The 22181-nt window shown below is 70.6% G+C and carries 17 protein-coding genes; 12 read left to right on the top strand and 5 right to left on the bottom strand.

From position 1 onward, the window contains the following. Nucleotides 1–115: 115 nt before the first annotated feature. Together B100_RS0101105 and B100_RS0101100 are read left to right on the top strand one after the other, a co-directional pair. Nucleotides 116–3262, top strand: coding sequence for an efflux RND transporter permease subunit (locus tag B100_RS0101105; protein WP_024882631.1), 3147 nt, complete (start codon nucleotides 116–118; stop codon nucleotides 3260–3262). A gap of 119 nt (nucleotides 3263–3381) precedes the next feature. Continuing rightward, a complete protein-coding gene (locus B100_RS0101100; RefSeq protein WP_024882630.1) occupies nucleotides 3382–5625 on the top strand; it encodes a serine/threonine-protein kinase in 2244 nt (747 codons plus the stop codon). A gap of 15 nt (nucleotides 5626–5640) precedes the next feature. Here B100_RS0101100 and nadA read toward each other — a convergent pair whose 3' ends face one another. Continuing rightward, a complete protein-coding gene (nadA, locus tag B100_RS0101095) occupies nucleotides 5641–6825 on the bottom strand; it encodes a quinolinate synthase NadA (RefSeq protein ID WP_024882629.1) in 1185 nt (394 codons plus the stop codon). A gap of 285 nt (nucleotides 6826–7110) precedes the next feature. On the opposite strand from nadA, the gene erpA reads away from it, so the two are divergent. Then, nucleotides 7111–7467, top strand: a complete 357-nt coding sequence (erpA, locus tag B100_RS0101090) for an iron-sulfur cluster insertion protein ErpA (protein ID WP_019522019.1) — start codon at nucleotides 7111–7113, stop codon at nucleotides 7465–7467. A 96-nt stretch (nucleotides 7468–7563) separates the two neighbouring features. On the opposite strand, the gene B100_RS0101085 is transcribed toward erpA, so the two are convergent. Together B100_RS0101085 and B100_RS0101080 are read right to left on the bottom strand one after the other, a co-directional pair. Next, the gene (locus tag B100_RS0101085) at nucleotides 7564–9522 is read right to left on the bottom strand and encodes a hypothetical protein (RefSeq protein ID WP_024882628.1); all 1959 of its coding nucleotides are present in this window, start codon (nucleotides 9520–9522) and stop codon (nucleotides 7564–7566) included. A gap of 143 nt (nucleotides 9523–9665) precedes the next feature. Continuing rightward, nucleotides 9666–9875, bottom strand: coding sequence for a hypothetical protein (locus B100_RS0101080; RefSeq protein WP_024882627.1), 210 nt, complete (start codon nucleotides 9873–9875; stop codon nucleotides 9666–9668). A gap of 129 nt (nucleotides 9876–10004) precedes the next feature. Between B100_RS0101080 and B100_RS0101075 the strand changes: the two genes are divergently transcribed. Then, nucleotides 10005–10979 (top strand): carbohydrate kinase family protein, encoded by a 975-nt coding sequence (locus B100_RS0101075; protein WP_024882626.1) that lies wholly within the window; start codon nucleotides 10005–10007, stop codon nucleotides 10977–10979. A 6-nt stretch (nucleotides 10980–10985) separates the two neighbouring features. Here the strand turns inward: B100_RS0101075 and B100_RS0101070 are convergent, their stop codons facing one another. Next, nucleotides 10986–12374 (bottom strand): cysteine desulfurase/sulfurtransferase TusA family protein, encoded by a 1389-nt coding sequence (locus B100_RS0101070; RefSeq protein WP_024882625.1) that lies wholly within the window; start codon nucleotides 12372–12374, stop codon nucleotides 10986–10988. A 274-nt stretch (nucleotides 12375–12648) separates the two neighbouring features. Here B100_RS0101070 and ctaC point away from each other — a divergent pair, with 274 nt between their 5' ends. The 4 genes from ctaC to B100_RS0101050 all read left to right on the top strand — a co-directional run bounded on the left by ctaC (nucleotide 12649) and on the right by B100_RS0101050 (nucleotide 17193). Then, entirely contained in the window at nucleotides 12649–13641 is a 993-nt protein-coding gene (gene ctaC, locus B100_RS0101065) for an aa3-type cytochrome oxidase subunit II (RefSeq protein WP_024882624.1), read from the top strand. After that, a complete protein-coding gene (ctaD, locus tag B100_RS0101060; RefSeq protein WP_024882623.1) occupies nucleotides 13638–15374 on the top strand; it encodes an aa3-type cytochrome oxidase subunit I in 1737 nt (578 codons plus the stop codon). The genes ctaC and ctaD overlap by 4 nt, the downstream gene beginning before the upstream one ends. Then, nucleotides 15371–15769, top strand: coding sequence for a cytochrome c oxidase subunit 4 (locus B100_RS0101055; RefSeq protein ID WP_024882622.1), 399 nt, complete (start codon nucleotides 15371–15373; stop codon nucleotides 15767–15769). Before ctaD ends, B100_RS0101055 begins: the two co-directional genes overlap by 4 nt. A 131-nt stretch (nucleotides 15770–15900) precedes the next feature. Continuing rightward, nucleotides 15901–17193, top strand: a complete 1293-nt coding sequence (locus B100_RS0101050; RefSeq protein WP_024882621.1) for an Ig-like domain-containing protein — start codon at nucleotides 15901–15903, stop codon at nucleotides 17191–17193. A 59-nt stretch (nucleotides 17194–17252) separates the two neighbouring features. On the opposite strand, the gene B100_RS0101045 is transcribed toward B100_RS0101050, so the two are convergent. Further along, complete coding sequence (locus B100_RS0101045; protein ID WP_024882620.1) at nucleotides 17253–17654, bottom strand: response regulator; 402 nt, start codon at nucleotides 17652–17654, stop codon at nucleotides 17253–17255. Nucleotides 17655–17869: 215 nt separating this feature from the next. Here B100_RS0101045 and ctaE point away from each other — a divergent pair, with 215 nt between their 5' ends. The 4 genes from ctaE (at nucleotide 17870) to qcrB (ending at nucleotide 22064) form a co-directional block, all read left to right on the top strand. Then, a complete protein-coding gene (gene ctaE / locus B100_RS0101040) occupies nucleotides 17870–18481 on the top strand; it encodes an aa3-type cytochrome oxidase subunit III (RefSeq protein ID WP_024882619.1) in 612 nt (203 codons plus the stop codon). 81 nt (nucleotides 18482–18562) lie between these two features. Further along, a complete protein-coding gene (gene qcrC / locus B100_RS0101035; RefSeq protein WP_024882618.1) occupies nucleotides 18563–19375 on the top strand; it encodes a cytochrome bc1 complex diheme cytochrome c subunit in 813 nt (270 codons plus the stop codon). After that, the gene (gene qcrA / locus B100_RS0101030; RefSeq protein WP_024882617.1) at nucleotides 19372–20430 is read left to right on the top strand and encodes a cytochrome bc1 complex Rieske iron-sulfur subunit; all 1059 of its coding nucleotides are present in this window, start codon (nucleotides 19372–19374) and stop codon (nucleotides 20428–20430) included. The genes qcrC and qcrA overlap by 4 nt, the downstream gene beginning before the upstream one ends. Then, nucleotides 20427–22064, top strand: coding sequence for a cytochrome bc1 complex cytochrome b subunit (gene qcrB, locus B100_RS0101025; RefSeq protein ID WP_024882616.1), 1638 nt, complete (start codon nucleotides 20427–20429; stop codon nucleotides 22062–22064). Before qcrA ends, qcrB begins: the two co-directional genes overlap by 4 nt. Nucleotides 22065–22181 lie beyond the last annotated feature (117 nt).

Raw genomic sequence — 22181 nt, 5'->3', positions numbered from 1 at the left:
GACCTCGGGTCTACGGATCGGCCCCCGCGATGGCTCAGGGTGTAGAGCGGGCCGCCCACTGTGCGCGCGCCCCCTGCCGGACTTTCGCCGCTCGACGGAAAAGAGACCCTGACCCATGTCCTGGCTGTCCAGATTCAGCCTCGCGCAACGGGCGCTGATCGGACTGATGTCGATCATCGCGCTCGTCTTCGGGGCGATCGCGATTCCACAGCTGAAGCAGCAGCTCCTGCCCACCATCGAACTGCCCATGGTCTCCGTGATCGCGCCCTACCAGGGCGCCTCGCCGGACGTGGTCGAGAAGCAGGTCGTCGAGCCCATCGAGGACAGCCTGGAGGCCGTCGACGGCATCTCCGGCGTCACCTCGAAGGCGAGCGAGGGCAACGCCGTGATCATGGCGTCCTTCGACTTCGGCAACAACACGCAGCAGCTCGTCGCCGATGTGCAGCAGGCCGTGAACCGGGCCGGCCCCCGGCTGCCGACCGGGGTGGACCCGCAGGTCGTCGCCGGCTCCACGGACGACATCCCGACCGTGGTGCTCGCCGTCACCTCCGACCAGGACCAGCAGGCGCTCGCCGACCAGCTGGACCGCACGGTGGTACCCGCGCTGAAGGGCATCGACGGCGTCGGCCAGGTCCTGGTGGACGGCGTACGCGACCTCCAGGTCACCGTCGTCCCCGACGCCGCGAAGCTCGCCCGGGCGGGCCTGAGCACCCAGTCGATAGCGCAGGCCCTGCAGGCCGGCGGGGCGACCGTACCGGCGGGCTCCTTCGACGAGAACGGCGCCAACCGCACCGTCCAGGTGGGCGGCGGCCTCACCTCGGTGCGCCAGATCCAGGACCTGATGGTCACCGCCGCGCCCGGCGCGGGCAAGCCCGTCCGCCTCGGTGACGTCGCCACCGTGCGTCAGGAGGAGGCGGGCTCCGACTCCCTCACCCGCACCAACGGCAGGCCGAGCCTCGCCGTGATGGCCACCATGGACCACGACGGCAGCGCGGTCGCCATCTCCAAGGCCGTCGAGGACAAGCTGCCCGAGCTGCGCGAGGACCTCGGCGACGGCGCCACCCTCACCGTGGTCAGCGACCAGGGCCCCGCGGTCTCCAAGGCCATCGAGGGCCTGACCGTCGAGGGCGCGCTCGGCCTGCTCTTCGCCGTGCTGGTGATCCTGGTCTTCCTCGCGTCGGTCCGCTCCACGCTCGTCACCGCGGTGTCCATCCCGCTGTCGGTGGTGCTCGCGCTGATCGTGCTGTGGACCCGCGACCTGTCCCTGAACATGCTGACGCTCGGCGCCCTGACCATCGCCATCGGCCGCGTCGTGGACGACTCCATCGTCGTCCTGGAGAACATCAAGCGGCACCTCGGCTACGGCGAGGAACGCCAGACGGCCATCATGAACGCGGTGCGCGAGGTGGCCGGCGCGGTCACCTCCGCCACGCTCACCACGGTCGCCGTGTTCCTGCCGATCGGCCTGGTCGGCGGCATGGTGGGCGAGCTGTTCGGCTCCTTCAGTCTCACCGTCACCGCCGCGCTGCTGGCGTCCCTGCTGGTGTCGCTGACGGTCGTCCCGGTGCTGTCGTACTGGTTCCTGCGCCCCCCGAAGGACACCCCGGAGGACGCCGAACAGGCCCGCCGGCTGGCGGAGGAGAAGGAGGCCAGGAGCCGCCTGCAGCGCACCTACGTGAGCGTGCTGCGGTTCGCGACCCGGCGCCGGCTGGCCAGCGTGGCCATCGCCGTGGTCGTGCTGATCGCCACCTTCGCCATGGCGCCGCTGCTGAAGACCAACTTCTTCGACGCGGGCGAGCAGCAGGTCCTCACCGTCCAGCAGAAGCTGAAGCCCGGCACCAGCCTGGCCGCCACCGACGCCCAGGCCAAGAAGGTCGAGCGGCTGCTCGACGACACCGAGGGCGTGCGGGACTACCAGGTGACGGTCGGCTCGTCCGGCTTCATGGCCGCCTTCGGCGGCGGCACGGACACCAACCAGGCGAGCTACCAGGTGATGCTGGAGGACTCCGCGTCCTCCGAGGACGTGCGGGACAGCCTGGAGAAGGGCCTCGGCGAGCTCGACGGCATCGGCACCACCACCGTGGCGGCCGGCGACGGCTTCGGCAGCCAGGACCTGAGCGTGGTGGTCAAGGCCGCCGACGCGCAGGTGCTGCGCAAGGCGGCCGACCAGGTGCGCGACGCGGTGGCCTCGCTGGACGACGTCACGGACGTCACCAGCGACCTCGCGCAGAGCGTGCCCCGCATCTCGGTGAAGCCCAACGACAAGGCCGCCGCGGCCGGCTTCGACGCCCAGACCCTCGGGATGGCCGTCGCCCAGTCGGTGAAGGGCACCCCGGTCGGCAAGGCGGTCCTCGACGACGCCGAGCGCGACGTCGTGATCCGCTCGGCGCGGCCCGCGACGACCGTGGACCAGCTGCGCGAGCTGCGCCTCGGCGCGGTGAAGCTCGGTGACATCGCGACCGTGCAGGTGGTGGACGGTCCGGTCTCCATGACCCGGATCGACGGCCAGCGTTCGGCCACCGTGACCGCCCGCCCGGTCGGTGACAACACGGGCGCCGTGGGCACGAAGCTCCAGACGAAGATCAACGAGCTGACGCTGCCCGCGGGCGCGACGGCCGAGATCGGCGGCGTGACCGAGGACCAGGACGAGGCGTTCGTCAACCTGGGTCTGGCCATGCTGGCCGCGATCGCGATCGTCTTCATGCTGCTGGTCGGCACCTTCCGGTCGCTGGCCCAGCCGCTGATCCTGCTGGTGTCCATCCCGTTCGCGGCGACCGGCGCGATCGGCCTGCTGCTGATCACCGGCACCCCGATGGGCGTCCCGGCGATGATCGGCATGCTGATGCTGATCGGCATCGTGGTCACCAACGCGATCGTGCTGATCGACCTGATCAACCAGTACCGCAAGCAGGGTTACGGCGTGGTCGAGGCCGTGCTGGAGGGCGGCCGGCACCGACTGCGGCCGATCCTGATGACGGCCCTGGCGACCGTCTTCGCCCTGCTCCCGATGGCGCTCGGCGTCACCGGCGAGGGCGGCTTCATCGCCCAGCCGCTCGCGGTCGTGGTGATCGGCGGTCTGATCACGTCGACCCTGCTCACCCTGCTCCTCGTCCCGACGCTCTACGCGATGCTGGAGCTCCGCAAGGAGCGCCGCGCGAAGAAGCGCGCGGCGAAGCGGGCCGGGAAGGCGGGCCTGCCCGAGCAGCCGGCGCCGCACGCGCCGGACGCCTCCTCCGACGAGACGCGGCCCGCGTCCGTCTGACCGCGTGACGCGTGACGGCCGGTTCCCGAACCGGAACAACCGGTTCGGGAACCGGCCGTCACCGTTTCGCCGTTCCCTATGCTGGGGCCTCGAACTGGCTCACGGGGGAGGGGCTCGGGGTGCCGCTGCGCAAGGACGACCCGAAGTCGGTCGGTGGTTACCGGCTGCTGGACCGGCTCGGCGCCGGCGGCATGGGCGCCGTCTACCGGGGCAGATCGCGGTCCGGCCGCGAGGTCGCCGTGAAGGTGGTGCACGCCCAGTACGCCGAGGACCCCGTCTTCCGGACCCGTTTCCGCCAGGAGATCGCCGCCGTCCGCAAGGTGAGCGGCGTCTTCACTGCGCCCGTCGTGGACGCCGACCCGGACGCCGAACGCCCCTGGATGGCCACCCAGTACGTGCCCGGCCCCTCGCTCGCCGCGCGGATCCGCGACGAGGGCCCGCTGAACCGCACCGAGTTGCGGCGGCTGGCGCTCGGCCTGGTGGAGGCGCTGCGGGACATCCATCGCGCCGGGGTCGTCCACCGCGACCTCAAGCCCGCCAACGTGCTGATGGCCGACGACGGCCCCCGGGTCATCGACTTCGGCATCTCGCGCGCGGTCGAGAACCACAACACCCTCACCGAGACCGGCCAGATGATCGGCACCCCGCCGTTCATGTCCCCGGAGCAGCTGACCGACGCCCGCTCGGTGGGCCCGGCCTCCGACGTGTTCTCCCTTGGCGCCCTGATCGTCTTCGCCGCCACAGGCCGCGGCCCCTTCGACGCGGACAGCCCCTATCTGACGGCGTACCGGGTGGTCCACGACGACCCGGTCCTGGACGACGTTCCGGACCCCCTGCGCCCGGTGCTGGAGCGCTGCCTGGCCAAGGACCCCGGGGAGCGGCCGGGACCGGGCTCCCTGGCAACCGGGTTCATGGCCGCGCTGCCGGGGACCGGCGACGAGGAGGGCGCCACGGTCCGGCTGCGCACCGGCGAGCTGGCCCTCGTACGGACACAGCCCGCCGGAACCCCCGGCACCGGCTCGGACGCCCTGTCCGCCTCGGAGCCGCCCGCCCGCCGTCGGCGCCGTGCCCGCAGACGGTGGGCCGTGGCCGGGACCGCCGTCGCGCTCGCCCTCGGGCTGACGGCCTACGTCCTCTCCGGCCCCGGGGACGACGGCCGCCGGGAGGGCACGGACGTCGCCGCGTCCTCGCGGTGGGCCGCCCCACCGGACGGATGGCGGCCGTGGCAGACGACGGTGGAGGCAACAGCAGCGAGCGGGGTGAGGCGGGCGTCCGACGTGGCCGGGCTGGGCGGCTTCTCCGCCCCGCGGTGTGCGGCGGACGGGAACGCCGTGTTCTGCGCGGGCGACGGGACACTGCCCCTGCGGATCGACGCGTCCACCGGGCAGGTCGTCTGGCGCGCCGACGGGGTGCCGTCCGCCCAAGGAAAGGGCGGGTTCGGCTTTTCGGTGCTCGGGGTCGTGGACGGCACGGTGGTGGTCGAGCAGCAGTACCTCCCCAGCCAGGACGGAGGGATCCGGACCTCGGTCAGCGCCCTCGACGCGCGCACCGGAAAGCGCCTGTGGCACCGCGGCCTGAATGCCGGTCAGGCCCGCGCTCACCTCCACGGCGATCTCGTGGTCGTCCCGGACGACGACAGCGGCCGGACGCTCGTCGCCCGCTCGGCACGCACCGGCGCCGAGCGCTGGACGGCCGCGCTGCCGGAAGGGCAGTACTGCGACTGGGCGAGCTCCCGAGCCGACGCCCTCCTGCTGTGCGGGCCCGCCCAGGCGCCCGCGAAGAACCGGGTGCTCCTGACCCTGGACGGAACCGACGGCACGGCGCACACCGCCGAGGCGCCCTACGGCTCCGTGCCCCTCGGATCGTTCGACGGGCGCGTCCTCCTGCTCGACCGGTCCGAGGACGAGGAGAGGGACGCGTACACGCGCATCCGGCTGGTCGACACCGGCACGGGCCGCTCCACCACGACCCGGCTCGCGCACGAGCTCGAAGGAGACGTGACGCTCGCGGACGGCGTCCTGTGGTGCGCCTCGTCCTCCGGCCGGCTCACCGCGGTGTCGGCCCGGACCGGCGCCCGGCTGTGGACCACCCGGACCAGCCTGGAGCAGCCCTCCGGCGTCACCCACGATCCGCGGGCCCGCGTGGTCTACCTTTCCACCGCCAGCGGCCGGGTCGCCGCCCTCGACGCCACGAAGGGAACCCCACTGTGGGAGACCCTGCCGCGTGCCCGACGGGCGGAGAACCTGGGCCGGGAGTCGGCGCAGGTGCTGCTGCACGACGGCGCCCTGGTCGTCAGCACGTTCGAGGGCGATCTGTTCTCGCTGGACCCCGCCCACCCCGACCGGGAGCCCGTGCCGGGGTGAGGGCGGGGTGGCCGGCTACGGCAGCGCCAGCATGCGCTCCAGGGCGAGCTTGGCGAACGCCTCCGTCTCCTTGTCCACCTCGATGCGGTTGACCAGGGTGCCCTCGGCGAGGGACTCCAGGGCCCACACCAGGTGGGGGAGGTCGATGCGGTTCATCGTCGAGCAGAAGCAGACCGTGCGGTCGAGGAACACGATCTCCTTGTCCTCGGAAGCGAAACGGTTCGCCAGGCGGCGGACCAGGTTCAGCTCGGTGCCGATGGCCCACTTGGAACCGGCCGGGGCCGCCTCCAGCGTCTTGATGATGTACTCGGTCGAGCCCACGTAATCCGCCGCCGCCACGACCTCGTGACGGCACTCGGGGTGCACCAGGACGTTGACGCCCGGGATGCGCTCGCGGACCTCGTTCACCGAGTCCAGGCTGAACCGGCCGTGCACCGAGCAGTGGCCGCGCCACAGGATCATCTTCGCGGCGCGCAGCTCCTCGGCGGTCAGACCGCCGTTCGGCTTGTGCGGGTTGTAGACGACGCAGTCGTCCAGCGACATCCCCATGTCACGCACCGCCGTGTTGCGGCCCAGGTGCTGGTCGGGGAGGAAGAGGACCTTCTCGCCCTGCTCGAACGCCCAGTCCAGAGCCCGCTTCGCGTTGGACGAGGTGCAGATCGTGCCGCCGTGCTTGCCGGTGAAGGCCTTGATGTCGGCGGAGGAGTTCATGTACGAGACGGGGACGACCTGCTCGGCCACCCCGGCCTCGGTCAGCACGTCCCAGCACTCGGCCACCTGCTCGGCGGTGGCCATGTCGGCCATGGAGCAGCCGGCCGCGAGGTCCGGCAGGACCACCTTCTGGTCGTCGCCGGTGAGGATGTCGGCGGACTCGGCCATGAAGTGCACACCGCAGAAGACGATGTACTCGGCCTGCGGGCGCGCGGCCGCGTCCCGCGCCAGCTTGAAGGAGTCGCCCGTGACGTCGGCGAACTGGATGACCTCGTCACGCTGGTAGTGGTGGCCGAGGACGAAGACCTTGTCCCCGAGCTTCTCCTTGGCCGCGCGGGCGCGCTCCACGAGGTCCGGGTCGGACGGCGAGGGGAGGTCGCCGGGACACTCCACACCGCGCTCGCTCCTCGGGTCGGCCTCACGGCCGAGGAGCAGCAGGGCGAGGGGCGTCGGCTGGACGTCGAGCTCCGGGGTCTGGGCGGTGGTCACGACACGCACCCTTTCTGTTCTGGCGACTTCTCGTCGAAATGACGCTATCTATCATAACCGGTTCACGTCACTTTGACGATGGCGATAGCGTCCATGTGACGTGAATCTAGGCGGCCGCCCGTTCATTCCCGTCAGGCCCGACAAGGGACGGTTTCCGCTCCGCACGGCGTGTGCGAGCATGAAGAGCGAGGCGAGGAAATCACGCGCCCGGCCCGGAATGAATCCGCGGTCCCGCCGGTTGCAACCGTCGGCAAGCAGTCTCCGTACAACCCGGGAGAGATGTAGATGTCCGTATCGGACGAGACCACCACCGTCACCGACGGCATCGTCCTGACCGACGCCGCCGCGTCCAAGGTCAAGGCCCTGCTCGACCAGGAAGGCCGTGACGACCTCGCCCTGCGCGTCGCCGTCCAGCCCGGCGGCTGCTCCGGCCTGCGCTACCAGCTCTTCTTCGACGAGCGCTCGCTCGACGGCGACGTGGTGAAGGACTTCGGCGGTGTGAAGGTCGTCACCGACCGCATGAGCGCCCCGTACCTGGGCGGCGCCACCATCGACTTCGTCGACACCATCGAGAAGCAGGGCTTCACGATCGACAACCCGAACGCCACCGGCTCCTGCGCCTGCGGCGACTCCTTCAGCTGAGCGGACCGCTCGGCCCGGAGTATCGCTCCGGAACATGACGAAGGCGGCGGCCCCGTGGACACGGGAGCCGCCGCCTTCGTCGTACGCGCCCGGCGGTCAGCGGGTGCGGGGCGCAGGCAGGCGGGCGCCCTCCTTGTGCAGCGGCACCGCCTCGCCCCGCGCGTCCACGACCTTGCGGTCGCCGAGCGGCGCGTCCAGCCGCACCGTCTGCTGGTACTGCCTGGCGATCATGATGCACACCTTGTCCGGCCAGGGCGTCTCCGTCACCTTCACCGTGACCCGGCCGCCGCTCTCGCTCGCCGTCGCCGCGTAGTCGGCGCACACGCCGCCGGAGAAGGTCACCGTGAGCTCGTCGCCCTCGGCGGTGTAGCCCTCCACCGCGACGTCCCTGGTGGCCGGCGCCGACGTCGGCTCGTCACCCGGCCGCGAGGGACGCTCGCCCGGCTGCTCCCCGGACCCGGTCGGCGAGGCGAGGAACGAGGGCGCGACCGCGGGGTGCGTCACGGTGAACGGACTGTCCGAACCCGCCGGCCGCACCTCGAACAGCCAGGACGGCACCAGCGCGGGCCGCCCGTCCACCGAGTGCGCGGCCAGCCCGAACACCGCGTCGTCGACCGAGACGGTGTCACCGGCCGGCTTCGTCGCCGGGGCGCACGGCTCCTCCCGCTGCTGCCCGTCCTCCAGCGGTACGGGGGTGGCGCAGCCGCCGATCTCCACCCGGTCACCGGCGCCGGGAGCACCGTTCATCGAGGCCAGCGCCTCGTCGGCGCTCACCACGGGGTAGGTGTCCCCCTTCACCGGCTCCGCGAGCCGGCCGCTGCCGCCGACCACCTCACCGCCGGCGCCGACGACCACCCCGGTCGTCCAGCCGTACGTCGGCAGCCCGCCGACCACCGGGTCGGCGTTCACCACGCGCCTGCCGTCCAGCAGCTGGCTCGCGTCCAGCTTGGCCTCGTCCTGGCCCACGGCCTTGAGCACGGGCGCGGCGGCCTTCTTCGCGGCGGCCTCGCTCACCGCGGGACCGCCGGTGCCGGACGGTGCCTTGCAGGTGGCGCCCTTGCAGTTGTCGCCGCCGGGGATGTTCCGGCTGAACGTCCAGGTGCCGGGGGCCTGTTTGTCGACGCGCAGGGTCGGTCCGGAGCCGTCCTGGCCGCCGATCCGCCACGAGGCGCCCTCGGCCACCGGCCGGCCCTGCATGCCCAGCGCCTTCGCCAGCGCGACCACCTTGTCCTCGGTCACCTGACCCCGCGCGTGGTACACCGGCGCCGTGTCCGGGCCCTCGGGAAGCGTGCCGTCGGCGCGGTAGGTGGCGCCGTAGGGGTTGGGCTCGCCCGGTGCGATGCCGTTCGGGCCGCTCTCGGAGAAGCCGTCCAGGGCGAGCGGCGGGGGAGTGGGGTCACCGTTCGCCCCGGGAGTCGTACCGGCCCCCTTGTCCTCACCGGCACCGGCCGCGAGGTACGCTCCACCCCCTCCGACCAGGAGCACGGCGGCGGCGACGGAGGCGACGAGCACGGGCGACCGGCGCCGGCCGGCGGGGGCGCCGGAGCGGCCGTGCGCGTCGTGCGACCCCCCGACCACGGGTTCGTCGTCGCCGGCCTCGGCCCCGGCGGAGCCGGCCCCGGGCGCGTGGGATGTCTGGGCCTCGCCCGTGGCCGTCGCGCCGGGCTCCTCGCCCGCGGCCGGTTCCTCCGCCCTGTCGGCGCTCGCGCCGGGGCCTGCGGCGCTCGCGCCGGGCCGGCCGGACTTCTCGGGACCGGCCGACGGCTCCCCGTCGCTCGCGGCGGATTCCGCGGCTGCCGGGCCGGGGGCCTCCGCCTCGGAAGGCCGGGCCTCACTCGCGCCCGCGCCCGCGGTGACCGTCTCGGTCCCCCCGGCCTCGGAGGCGGCGGAAGCGTCCGCGGGACCGTCGGAGGGCGCGGACGCGGAGGCACCGCGATCCGGTGCGTCCGCCCGCGCCCGCCCCGGCTCGCGCTCCTGCGGTGCGCCCCCGGTGTCGGGCGCGTCGCCCGGGGCGGGGCGCGGCTCGTCGTCGTGGTCGGGTCGCTCGGTGTTCACCGCATCGCTCCTTCGCCTGCACAGCTGTCCCATGCGGACCCTGCCCGGTCGCACCGGGGTCGCCGAGGGTTCGTATCCCACATCCCCTCTACGGGGGACAGCGATGGGACGCAGTGGGGGAGCGCGCGGTTCCCCGCGCCCGCTCAGTCGCCGTAGTCCGACATGGCGTCGAGCAGCCGCGCGGACGTGGACGGCACGCTCACGCCGTGGATGAGGGAGGGGGACACCGGCCGTGCCGCCGCCCGCTCGGGGACCGACCAGTGCGGGACCATCCGGGCGCAGTCGCCGCGCAGCGAGGTCAGGTCGCCCTCGAGGTCGGCCGGAGCGGTGCTGTGGACCTTGATGTTCGTCATGTCGGCACCGTACGCACGCCGGAGGTTGCGAAGAAAGAGCTACTATCGGGTAGTTTCGGCTGCTTCTACGGGCCGTTCACACCCGGTAGCGTGAAGTGTCAAACCGCCTCCCTCAGGAGAATCCACGCCGTGCGCATCGCAGTCACCGGCTCCATCGCCACCGACCACCTCATGACCTTCCCCGGCCGGTTCGCCGACCAGCTCGTCGCGGACCAGCTGCACACGGTCTCGCTGTCCTTCCTGGTCGACAACCTCGACGTGCGACGCGGCGGGGTGGGCGCGAACATCGCCTTCGGCATGGGCCAGCTGGGCACCCGCCCGATCCTGGTCGGCTCCGCCGGCTTCGACTTCGACGAGTACCGTGCCTGGCTGGAGCGGCACGGCGTCGACACCGACTCGGTCCGCATCTCCGACACGCTGCACACCGCCCGCTTCGTGTGCACCACGGACGCCGACCACAACCAGATCGGCTCCTTCTACACGGGCGCGATGAGCGAGGCGCGGCTGATCGAGCTGAAGACCGTCGCCGACCGCGTGGGCGGCCTCGACCTGGTGTCCGTCGGCGCCGACGACCCCGAGGCGATGCTGCGGCACACCGAGGAGTGCCGTTCCCGCGGCATCCCGTTCGCCGCCGACTTCTCCCAGCAGATCGCCCGGATGAGCGGCGAGGAGATCCGGATACTGCTGGAAGGGGCGACCTACCTCTTCTCCAACGAGTACGAGAAGGGGCTCATCGAGACCAAGACCGGCTGGAGCGACGAGGAGATCCTCGCCAAGGTCGGCCACCGGGTCACCACCCTCGGCGCCCGCGGCGTGCGCATCGAGCGGGCCGGCGAGCCGGCGATCGAGGTCGCGTGCCCCGACGAGGAGCGCAAGGCCGACCCCACCGGCGTCGGTGACGCCTTCCGCGCGGGCTTCCTGTCCGGCCTGGCCTGGGGCGTCCCGCTGGAGCGCGCCGCGCAGGTCGGCTGCATGCTGGCGACGCTCGTCATCGAGACCGTCGGCACCCAGGAGTACCAGCTGCGCCGCGGCCACTTCATGGAGCGCTTCACCAAGGCCTACGGCGACGACGCCGCGAACGAGGTGCGTCAGCACCTGAGCTGACCCGGGTCAGGACAGCCGGCGGACCACATAGGCCGCGCCCCGGTCCGCCGGCTGCTCACCGACGTACTCCTGCCCGCGCATCTCGCACCACGCCGGAATGTCCAGCCGGGCCGCCTCGTCGTCCGCGAGGACCCGCACCAGGCCGCCCACCGGCACCTCGCCGATCACCTTGGCCAGCTCGATCACCGGAATGGGGCAGCGGCGTCCCAGCGCGTCCACCACCAGCGCCTCGTCCCGCTCCTCGGTCACCACGTCCGTCCGGGACACCGGCGCGCCGAGCTTCTCCCGCACCCCGGCCACCACCTCCGGCAGCACGGTGAGGAAGCGCTCGACGTCCTCCTCCTTCGTGCCCGGCGGCAGCGAGACGCGCACATTGCCCTCGCTGAGCACCCCCATCGCCTTCAGCACATGGCTCGGTGTCAGGGTGCTGCTGGTGCAGGAGGAGCCGGACGACACCGAGAAGCCGGCCCGGTCCAGCTCGTGCAGCACCGTCTCCCCGTCGACATAGAGACAGGAGAAGGTGACGACGCCCGGCAGCCGCCGCTCCGGGTCACCGACCACCTCGACGTCCGGCACCACGCCCGGCACCCGTACCCGGATCCGCTCCGTCAGCTCCCGCAGCCGGGCCGCCTCCCCGGCCGCCTCCGCCCGCACCGCCCGCAGCGACGCCGCCGCGGCCACGATCGCCGGCAGGTTCTCGAACCCGGCCGCCCGCCCCGACTCCCGCTCGTCGTGCGGACCCTGGGGCGCGAAGCGCACACCCTTGCGCACCACCAGCAGCCCGACCCCCGACGGTCCGCCCCACTTGTGGGCGCTCGCCGCCAGCAGCGACCAGTCGCCCTCCACGCGTCCCCAGCCCAGCGACTGGGCCGCGTCCACCAGCAGCGGCACCCCCGCCGCCCGGCACGCCTCCGCCGTGGCGGCCACCGGCTGGACCGTGCCCACCTCGTGGTTGGCGGACTGCAGACAGGCCAGTGCGGTGTCCTCCCGCAGCGCCCGCGCGTACCCGGACGGGCTCACGGCACCCGAACGGTCCACCGGGACCTCGGTGACCGTGCCGCCGCCCGCCCGGTGAACTTCCGCCGCATGGAGTACAGAAGAGTGTTCGACCGCCGACACGATCAGGTGATGCCCGGTGCGCCGCCTGCCCGCCAGCGCGCCCGCGATCCCCGCGTGCACGGCCGCGGTGCCGGACGGCGTGAACACCAGCTCGTCCGGGCGGCAGCCCACCGCCTCCGCGGCGGCCTCCCGCGCCGCGTCCAGCAACAGCCGCGCCCGCCGCCCCTCCTTGTACAACCGCGCGGGATCCGCCCACCCTTCGTCCAGAGAGGCCATCAACGCCTGACGGGCGACGGGATGAAGAGGAGCACCGGAAGCAGCATCGAAGTAGGACACACGGCAACGCTAACCCCCTCAGGGGCGCGGGGAACTGCGCGATCGACCACGACGACGCCGCAGCCGCCACGACGCCCGTACCCCCGGATGATGAGGCGCTCGACGTAACCCGCGGCGCGTACGGCACCCCTCCCCGCGACCCCTCGGAGAGCGTCGGCTAGGGTTTGGTCCGCATAAACATCCAAACCCCTGCCCGACGCAGGGCGGCGACCGACCAGCGAGAAGGCCAGGCCGCAGCCGAACAGCGCGGGCGAGACTCTCGGGAAGGCGCTACGTGAGTCCCAACGGCTCCGACCTCCCCCACGGCCTGGAAGGCGTGGGCGGTACCCCCAAGCCGCGGCGCCCGATGCGGCGGAAGCTGCTGCAGGCACTGACCGCGGGCCTGGTCCTGGCGACCGCCACCGGTTGCACATGGGAGGACTTCCCCCGCCTCGGCATGCCCACCCCCACCACGGAAGAGGCCCCGAGGATCCTCTCCCTGTGGCAGGGGTCCTGGGCGGCCGCGCTCGCCGTCGGCGTGCTGGTGTGGGGCCTGATCCTGTGGAGTGCTTTCTTCCACCGGCGCAGCCGCACCAAGGTCGAAGTACCTCCGCAGACCCGGTACAACATGCCCATCGAGGCGCTGTACACGGTGGTCCCCCTCATCATCGTCTCGGTGTTCTTCTACTTCACCGCGCGCGACGAATCCGAGCTGCTGAAGCTCGACAAGAAGCCCGACGTCACGTTGAACGTGGTCGGCTTCCAGTGGAGCTGGTGCTTCAACTACGTCGAGAACGTCGAGGGTTCCACGGGCGACGCCAAGACGTCCAAGGAACTCGACCCGATTCCGGACCGCTACAAGGAGGCCTTCCCGGCCGACGCCGGCGGTGTCTACGACTGCGGCATCCCCGGAACCCGGAACCCGCAGACCAACAACCCGGGCCCCACCCTGTGGCTGCCCGAGGGCAAGCGGGTCCGCTTCGTGCTGACCTCGCGTGACGTCATCCACTCCTTCTGGGTGGTGCCGTTCCTGATGAAGCAGGACGTCATCCCGGGCCACACCAACGCCTTCGAGGTGACCCCCAACCGTGAGGGCACCTTCCTGGGCAAGTGCGCCGAACTCTGCGGCGTCGACCACTCCCGGATGCTGTTCAACGTGAAGGTCGTCTCCCCCGAGCGGTACGAGCAGCACCTGAAGGACCTCGCGAAGAAGGGGCAGACCGGCTACGTGCCCGCGGGCATCGAGCAGTCCGGCCCTGAGAAGAACCGGGAGTCGAACATCCTGTGAGCATCCTCAACGAACCCCAGGGTGCCGCGGCAGCAGGGTCCCACTACGAGGACGAACTGCCGGTCAGGCGCCAGAGCCGTGGCAACGTGGTGGTCAAGTGGCTGACCACCACGGACCACAAGACGATCGGCACGCTGTACCTGGCGACGTCGTTCGCGTTCTTCGTCATCGGTGGCGTGCTCGCCCTGGTGATGCGCGCCGAGCTGGCCCGCCCGGGCCTGCAGATCGTGTCGAACGAGCAGTTCAACCAGGCGTTCACGATGCACGGCACGATCATGCTGCTGATGTTCGCGACGCCGCTGTTCGCCGGTTTCGCGAACTGGATCATGCCGCTGCAGATCGGCGCGCCCGACGTGGCGTTCCCGCGGCTGAACATGTTCGCCTACTGGCTCTACCTGTTCGGCTCGCTCGTCGCGATCGGCGGTTTCCTCACGCCCGACGGCGCCGCCGGCTTCGGCTGGTTCGCCTACTCGCCGCTGTCGGACGCGGTCCGCTCGCCGGGCCTGGGCGCCGACCTGTGGATCATGGGTCTGGCCTTCTCCGGCTTCGGCACGATCCTCGGCTCGGTCAACTTCATCACCACGATCATCTGCATGCGCGCTCCCGGCATGACGATGTTCCGCATGCCGATCTTCACCTGGAACGTGCTGCTCACCGGTGTGCTGGTGCTGCTCGCCTTCCCGGTGCTGGCCGCCGCGCTGTTCGCCCTGGAGGCGGACCGCAAGTTCGGGGCACACATCTTCGACTCGACGAACGGCGGGGCGTTGCTCTGGCAACACCTCTTCTGGTTCTTCGGTCACCCAGAGGTGTACATCATCGCGCTGCCGTTCTTCGGCATCGTCTCCGAGATCATCCCGGTGTTCTCCCGCAAGCCGATGTTCGGCTACATGGGCCTCATCGGCGCGACCATCGCGATCGCGGGTCTGTCGGTGACGGTGTGGGCGCACCACATGTACGTCACGGGCGGTGTGCTGCTGCCGTTCTTCTCCTTCATGACCTTCCTGATCGCGGTCCCGACCGGTGTGAAGTTCTTCAACTGGATCGGCACCATGTGGAAGGGCAGCCTGTCCTTCGAGACACCGATGCTGTGGACGCTGGGCTTCCTCATCACGTTCACCTTCGGCGGTCTGACCGGCGTCATCCTGGCCTCGCCGCCGCTGGACTTCCACGTCTCCGACTCGTACTTCGTGGTGGCGCACTTCCACTACGTGGTGTTCGGCACCGTGGTGTTCGCGATGTTCGCCGGATTCCACTTCTGGTGGCCGAAGTTCACCGGCAAGATGCTCGACGAGCGGCTCGGCAAGATCACCTTCTGGACGCTGTTCATCGGCTTCCACGGCACCTTCCTGGTCCAGCACTGGCTGGGTGTCGAGGGCATGCCGCGCCGGTACGCGGACTACCTCGCCGCGGACGGCTTCACGGCCCTGAACACGGTCTCGACGATCGCCTCGTTCCTGCTCGGCATGTCGCTGCTGCCGTTCTTCTACAACGTCTGGAAGACGGCCAAGTACGGCAAGCCGGTCGAGGTCGACGACCCGTGGGGCTACGGCCGTTCCCTCGAGTGGGCGACCTCCTGCCCGCCGCCCCGGCACAACTTCCTCACCCTGCCGCGGATCCGCAGCGAATCCCCGGCGTTCGACCTGCACCACCCGGAGATCGCCGCGCTCGACGAGCTCGAGAACGCCGGTCACGGCGAGAAGGCCCTCTCCGGCGGCAAGGAGGCCGGCAAGTGAAGATCCAGGGCAAGATGTTCGTCTGGCTGAGTGTCTTCTTCCTGGCCATCGCCGTGGTCTACGGCCTCTGGTCGAAGGAGCCGGTCGGCACCACCGCCCTCGTCCTGGCCTTCGGCCTGAGCATCATGATCGGCTTCTACCTGGGCTTCACGGCCCGGCGGGTCGACGTGGGTGCCCAGGACAACAAGGAGGCGGACGTCGCCGACGACGCCGGCGAGGTCGGGTTCTTCAGCCCGCACAGCTGGCAGCCGCTGGCCCTGGCCGTGGGCGGCGCCCTGGCCTTCATGGGCGTGGCGATCGGCTGGTGGCTGATGTACTTCTCGGCGCCGATCCTGCTGATCGGCCTGTGGGGCTGGGTCTTCGAGTACTACCGCGGTGAGAACCGCACCCAGTAGCACGCCGCCAGGCACCCGGGAGCCCGGACACTCCGTCAGGAGGGTCCGGGCTCCCGTTTTTGCCGCATCCGCCTCACCCGTTCGGGCCGCCCCGGTGAGCCGGTGCGGCCCCGGCTTCCTAGCGTGAGGCCATGAGAGACACAGAGTCCCCCCGGACCGGCCGCCGGGGCCCCCGGGCCCGCCGGGGCCGCCTCATCGGCTGCACGCTGCTGGTGACGGCCCTCGGCGCGGGCGTCACCGGCTGCTCCTCCGACGGCAGCCCGCTGTCCGCCGAGCCGTACGACGCGGCGGACCAGATCTCCTTCAGCGGCTCCCTCGAAGAGGGCAAGCCCGCCGACCCCGACAAGCCCCTCGAGATCGTCGCCGAGGACTCCGACGGGCGTATCACGGACGTCATCGCCGTGGACGCCGCCGGACGCCGTCTGGCGGGCGAACTGGCCGCCGACGGCAGCCGCTGGCACAGCACCACCCCGCTGGCCGCCGACGTCCAGTACACGGTCCGCGTGAGCACCGAGGACGAGGACGGCGCGCCGGGCCGCAAGGTCCTCACCTTCACGACGGGCAAGCCGGGCACCGCCAAGCGGCTGGGCGTCACCTTCGGCCCCGAGGCGGGCACGTACGGCGTCGGCCAGCCGCTCGTCGCGGAACTCAGCGAGCCGGTCAAGGACCGGGCCCAGCGGGCCGTCGTGGAACGCGGCCTGAAGGTCGACTCCACGCCCGCCGTGACCGGCGCCTGGCACTGGGTCGACGACAAGAAGCTGCACTTCCGTCCCAAGGACTACTGGCCCGCCCAGGCCACCGTCCAGGTGCGCAGCAACCTGGAGGGCATCAGGATCGGGGACCGGCTCAGGGGCGGCGCGGCGAAGCCGCTGACGATCCGCACCGGCGACCGGGTGATAGCCCTCACCGACGCGGCCACGCACCGGCTGACGGTCTTCAAGAACGACGAGGAGATCAAGCAGATCCCCGTCACCACCGGCAAGCCCGGCTTCGAGACCCGCAACGGCGTCAAGGTGGTGCTCGCCAAGGAACGCTTCGTACGCATGCGCAGCACCACCGTGGGCATCGCCGAGGGCTCGTCCGAGTCGTACGACCTGGACGTGCACTTCGCCACCCGGGTGACCTGGAGCGGCGAGTACGTGCACGCCGCCCCGTGGTCCGTCGGCTCCCAGGGCCACGCCAACGTCAGCCACGGCTGCGTGGGCATGAGCACCGCCGACGCCGAGTGGTTCTTCGACACCTTCCGTCAGGGCGACCTCGTCGAGGTCGTGAACTCCGAGGGCGACACGATGGAGCCGTTCGGCAACGGCTTCGGCGACTGGAACCTGGACTGGGACAAGTGGCGCGCCGGCAGCGCCCTGACAGCCGGCGGGACGGCGCCCGACACCGGGGAGGCGGCGCGCCTGCGTCCCGCGACCGTATGAGGCCCGCGGGAGGCGTCACAGGACCGCGGCGGGGCACCGCCCCGCCGCGGCAGGGTGGCTCAGGCGCCCGCCAGCGCCTTCCGCCGCAGCAGCGAGGCCAGGGCGGACGCGAACTCCACCGGCTCCACCGGAAGCGTCACCGCGGCCTCCGCGCGGCTCCAGGTCGCCAGCCAGGCGTCCTGCGGCCGCCCGATCAGCAGCAGCACCGGCGGGCAGTTGTAGATCTCGTCCTTGATCTGGCGGCACATCCCCATGCCGCCCATCGGAACGGCCTCGCCGTCCAGCACGCACACGTCGATGCCGCCGCGGTCCAGCTCCTTGAGCACGGCCGCCGGCGTCGCGCACTCGACGAACTCCACCAGGGGCACGTCCGGCGCCGGGCGCCGCCCGGTGGCGAGCCGCACCTGCTCCCGGGTGTTGGCGTCGTCGCTGTAGACCAGCACCGTGGCGGTCGCCTGCATTGTTCCTCCACGCGTAAGAGAGAGGGCACGGCTCGGTCGGGACCCTCGGGTACCGATGGCGCGGATGCTACCCCCTCGGACCGCCCGTCAACACTGGTTCGGACACGGCTTCGAAGGGGGCTTCCATGGGCCATACGGGCAGTCCAGGAGGGGCGAACACACCGAACGGCACCCCCGGGAGTGAGGGCGGGATAAGCGACCGACATAATGTCGGCGTGGCGACAGCAACGACAGTAGACACCGGGCACGCGCACCCGTCGGTCAACCGACCGAACCTCACCAGCGTCGGAACCATCATCTGGCTGAGTTCCGAGCTGATGTTCTTCGCGGCCCTCTTCGCGATGTACTTCACCCTGCGATCGGTGACGGGACCGGAATTCTGGTCGGAGAAGGCCGACCTGCTGAACTTCCCGTTCTCGGCGACGAACACCACGATCCTGGTGCTCTCCTCGCTCACCTGCCAGCTCGGCGTCTTCGCCGCCGAGCGCGGTGATGTGAAGAAGCTCCGGATGTGGTTCATCGTCACCTTCATCATGGGCGCGGTGTTCATCGGCGGCCAGGTCTTCGAGTACACCGAGCTGGTCAAGCACGAGGGCCTGTCCCTCTCCTCCGACGCGTACGGCTCGGCCTTCTACCTGACCACCGGCTTCCACGGCCTGCACGTGACGGGCGGCCTGATCGCCTTCCTGCTGGTCCTGGGCCGGACCTACGCGGCCCGGAGGTTCACCCACGAACAGGCGACCGCGGCCATCGTCGTGTCCTACTACTGGCACTTCGTCGATGTCGTCTGGATCGGCCTCTTCGCCACGATCTACATGATCAAGTAGGCGGGCCCTCATCCGCGCGCGCTGGACACAGCGCACCCAACAGAAGCATCGACGCAGAAGATCCTGACACCGGGGTAATCCGTGAAAAAGCTCTCCGCACGACGACGCCATCCGCTGGCGGCGCTCGTCGTCCTACTCCTCGCGCTGGCATGCACCGGGGGGCTGTACGCCGTGTTCGCACCCGCGGACAAGGCGCAGGCCGACGAAACCGCCCAGTCCCTCACGATCAAGGAGGGCCAGAAGCTCTACACGGTCGGCTGCGCCAGCTGCCACGGCACCGGTGGCCAGGGCACGTCCGACGGCCCCAGCCTGGTGGGCGTGGGCGCCGCGGCGGTCGACTTCCAGGTGAGCACCGGCCGCATGCCGGCCGCCACCTCGCAGAGCGCGCAGGTCCCGCGCAAGAGGAACATCTACAGCCAGGCCGAGATCGACCAGCTGGCGGCGTACATCGCCTCCCTGGGCGCCGGCCCGGCCATCCCGACGGAGGCGCAGTACGGCCCCGAGGGTGCCGACGCCGCCAAGGGCGGTGAGCTGTTCCGCAACAACTGCGCGCAGTGCCACAACTTCACCGGCAAGGGCGGTGCGCTCACGCACGGCAAGTACGCCCCGAGCCTGGACGGCGTCTCGCCGAAGCACATCTACGAGGCCATGCTCACCGGCCCGCAGAACATGCCCTCCTTCCCCGACACCACGCTGTCGGAGCAGAACAAGAAGGACGTCATCGCGTACCTGAACGCGGTCAACGGCGAGGACACCGAGAGCCCCGGCGGCCTGTCGCTGGGAGGCCTCGGCCCCGTCTCCGAGGGTCTGTTCGCCTGGGTCTTCGGACTGGGCGCCCTGATCGCGGTCGCCGTCTGGGTCGCCGCTCGGACCGCAAAGGCCAAGAAGTCATGAGTAGCCAAGACATTCCCGAAGAGAACCTGCCCGCAGCGCAGGAGACCGGCCACGGAGCGGTGAAGCTCGCCAACGAGCAGAACCCGTTCGCCGACCCCGGCCTGCCGCCGCACGAGCCGCGGATCCAGGACATCGACGAGCGGGCCGCCAAACGGTCCGAGCGCATGGTGGCCCTGCTGTTCACCGTGTCGATGCTGGCCACCGTCGGCTTCATCGCCTCGTACGTGGCCATCCCGGTCGACAAGTCGGTCTACATCTGGCCGCTCGGCCACATCAGCGCGCTGAACTTCGCGCTGGGCATGACGCTCGGCCTGGCCCTGTTCTGCATCGGCGCCGGCGCGGTCCACTGGGCCCGCACGCTGATGTCGGACCACGAGCTGACCGACGAACGTCACCCGATCGAGGCCTCTCCCGAGCTCCGGGCGAAGGTCATGGACGACTTCCGCCAGGGCGCCAAGGAGTCGGTGATCGGCCGCCGGAAGCTGATCCGCAACACCATGTTCGGCGCGCTGGCGCTGTTCCCGCTCTCCGGTGTGGTGCTGCTGCGCGACCTCGGGCCGCTGCCCGAGGACAAGCTGCGCCACACCCTGTGGGGCAAGGGCAAGCTGCTCGTCAACATGAACACCAACGAGCCGCTGCGCCCGTCGGACCTGATCGTGGGTTCGCTGACCTTCGCCAAGCCCGAAGGCCTGGAGGAGCACGACCACGGGTTCCAGACCGAGATCGCCAAGGCCGCCCTGATGCTGGTCCGCATCCAGCCGGACGACATCAAGGACAGGCGCTCGCTCGAGTGGTCGCACGAGGGCATCCTTGCCTACTCGAAGATCTGCACCCACGTCGGTTGCCCGATCTCCCTGTACGAGCAGCAGACGCACCACGCGCTGTGCCCCTGCCACCAGTCCACCTTCGACCTCTCCGACGGCGCCAAGGTGATCTTCGGTCCCGCCGGTCACCCGCTGCCGCAGCTGCGCATCGGCGTGAACGACGAGGGTTACCTCGAAGCGCTCGGCGACTTCGAAGAGCCCGTCGGCCCTGCTTTCTGGGAGCGCGGATGAGTACTACGACCAGCACCGATTCCCGCTCGCGCGGGAAGGCACCGGCCGGTGAGCGGGTCGCCGACTGGGCGGACGGCAGGCTGGGGATCTACTCCCTGGCCAAGGCCAACATGCGCAAGATCTTCCCCGACCACTGGTCGTTCATGCTGGGTGAGATCTGCCTGTACAGCTTCATCATCATCATCCTCACGGGTGTGTACCTGACGCTGTTCTTCCACCCGTCGATGAACGAGGTGGAGTACCACGGCAGCTACGTCCCGCTGCAGGGCCAGCTGATGAGTGAGGCCTACAAGTCGACGCTGGACATCAGCTTCGACGTCCGTGGCGGTCTGCTCATCCGGCAGATCCACCACTGGGCCGCGCTGATCTTCGTGGCCGGCATGTTCGTGCACATGATGCGCGTGTTCTTCACCGGCGCGTTCCGCAAGCCGCGTGAGATCAACTGGCTGTTCGGCTTCCTGCTGCTCGTCCTGGGCATGTTCACCGGTTTCACCGGCTACTCGCTCCCGGACGACCTGCTCTCCGGCACCGGTATCCGCTTCATGGAGGGCGCGATCCTGTCCGTGCCGATCGTCGGCACGTACATCTCGTTCTTCCTCTTCGGCGGCGAGTTCCCCGGCGACGACTTCGTGGCCCGGTTCTTCTCGATCCACGTCCTGCTGCTGCCGGGCATCATGCTCGGCCTCGTGGTGGCGCACCTGATCCTGGTCTTCTACCACAAGCACACGCAGTTCGCGGGCCCCGGAAAGACCAACAAGAACGTGGTCGGCATGCCGCTGCTGCCGGTGTACATGGCCAAGGCCGGAGGCTTCTTCTTCCTGGTCTTCGGTGTGCTCGCGGCCGTCGCGGCGATCGCCACGATCAACCCGATCTGGGCCATCGGCCCCTACCGGCCGGACATGGTCTCCACCGGTGCCCAGCCGGACTGGTACATGGGCTTCTCCGAGGGCCTGATCCGTGTCATGCCGGGCTGGGAGATCAACTTCTGGGGTCACACGCTCGTCCTGGGTGTGTTCATCCCGCTGATGATCTTCCCGCTGGTCCTGGCGGCCATCGCGGTGTGGCCGTTCATCGAGTCCTGGGTCACCGGCGACAAGCGCGAGCACCACATCCTGGACCGCCCGCGCAACGCCCCGACGCGCACGGCGTTCGGTGTCGCCTGGATGACGCTGTACTTCGTGCTCCTCATCGGCGGCGGCAACGACATCTGGGCCACGCACTTCCACCTGTCGATCAACGCCATCACCTGGTTCGTCCGGATCGCGTTCTTCGTCGCCCCGGTCGTGGCGTTCGTCATCACCAAGCGCATCTGCCTCGGTCTGCAGCGCCGGGACAAGGAGAAGGTGCTGCACGGCCGCGAGTCGGGCATCATCAAGCGCCTGCCGCACGGTGAGTTCATCGAGGTGCACGAGCCGCTCAGCCAGGAGCAGCTGTACACCCTCACCGCGCACGAGCAGCCCCGGCCGCTCGAGCTCGGCCCGGAGGTCGACGAGAACGGCGTCCGGCGCAAGGTGAAGGCCGGCGAGAAGCTGCGCGCGAAGCTCAGCAAGGGCTTCTACGGCGAGGAGTCCCAGATTCCGAAGCCGACCGTCGAGGAGTACAAGGAGATCACGAGCGGCCACGGCCACCACTGATCCCTCAAGTACTCCACCCGTCGCCACACGACAGTGAAGGGCCCCCGTCCGTTCTGCGGACGGGGGCCCTTCGCCGTACCCGGGGCTGGATAGGGTGGGTCCGGGACCGCGCCGGTC

This window comes from Streptomyces sp. CNH189 (assembly GCF_000527195.1).
The sequence above is the reverse complement of the archived record's forward strand: the minus strand, read 5'-3'. Positions and strand labels throughout refer to the sequence as shown.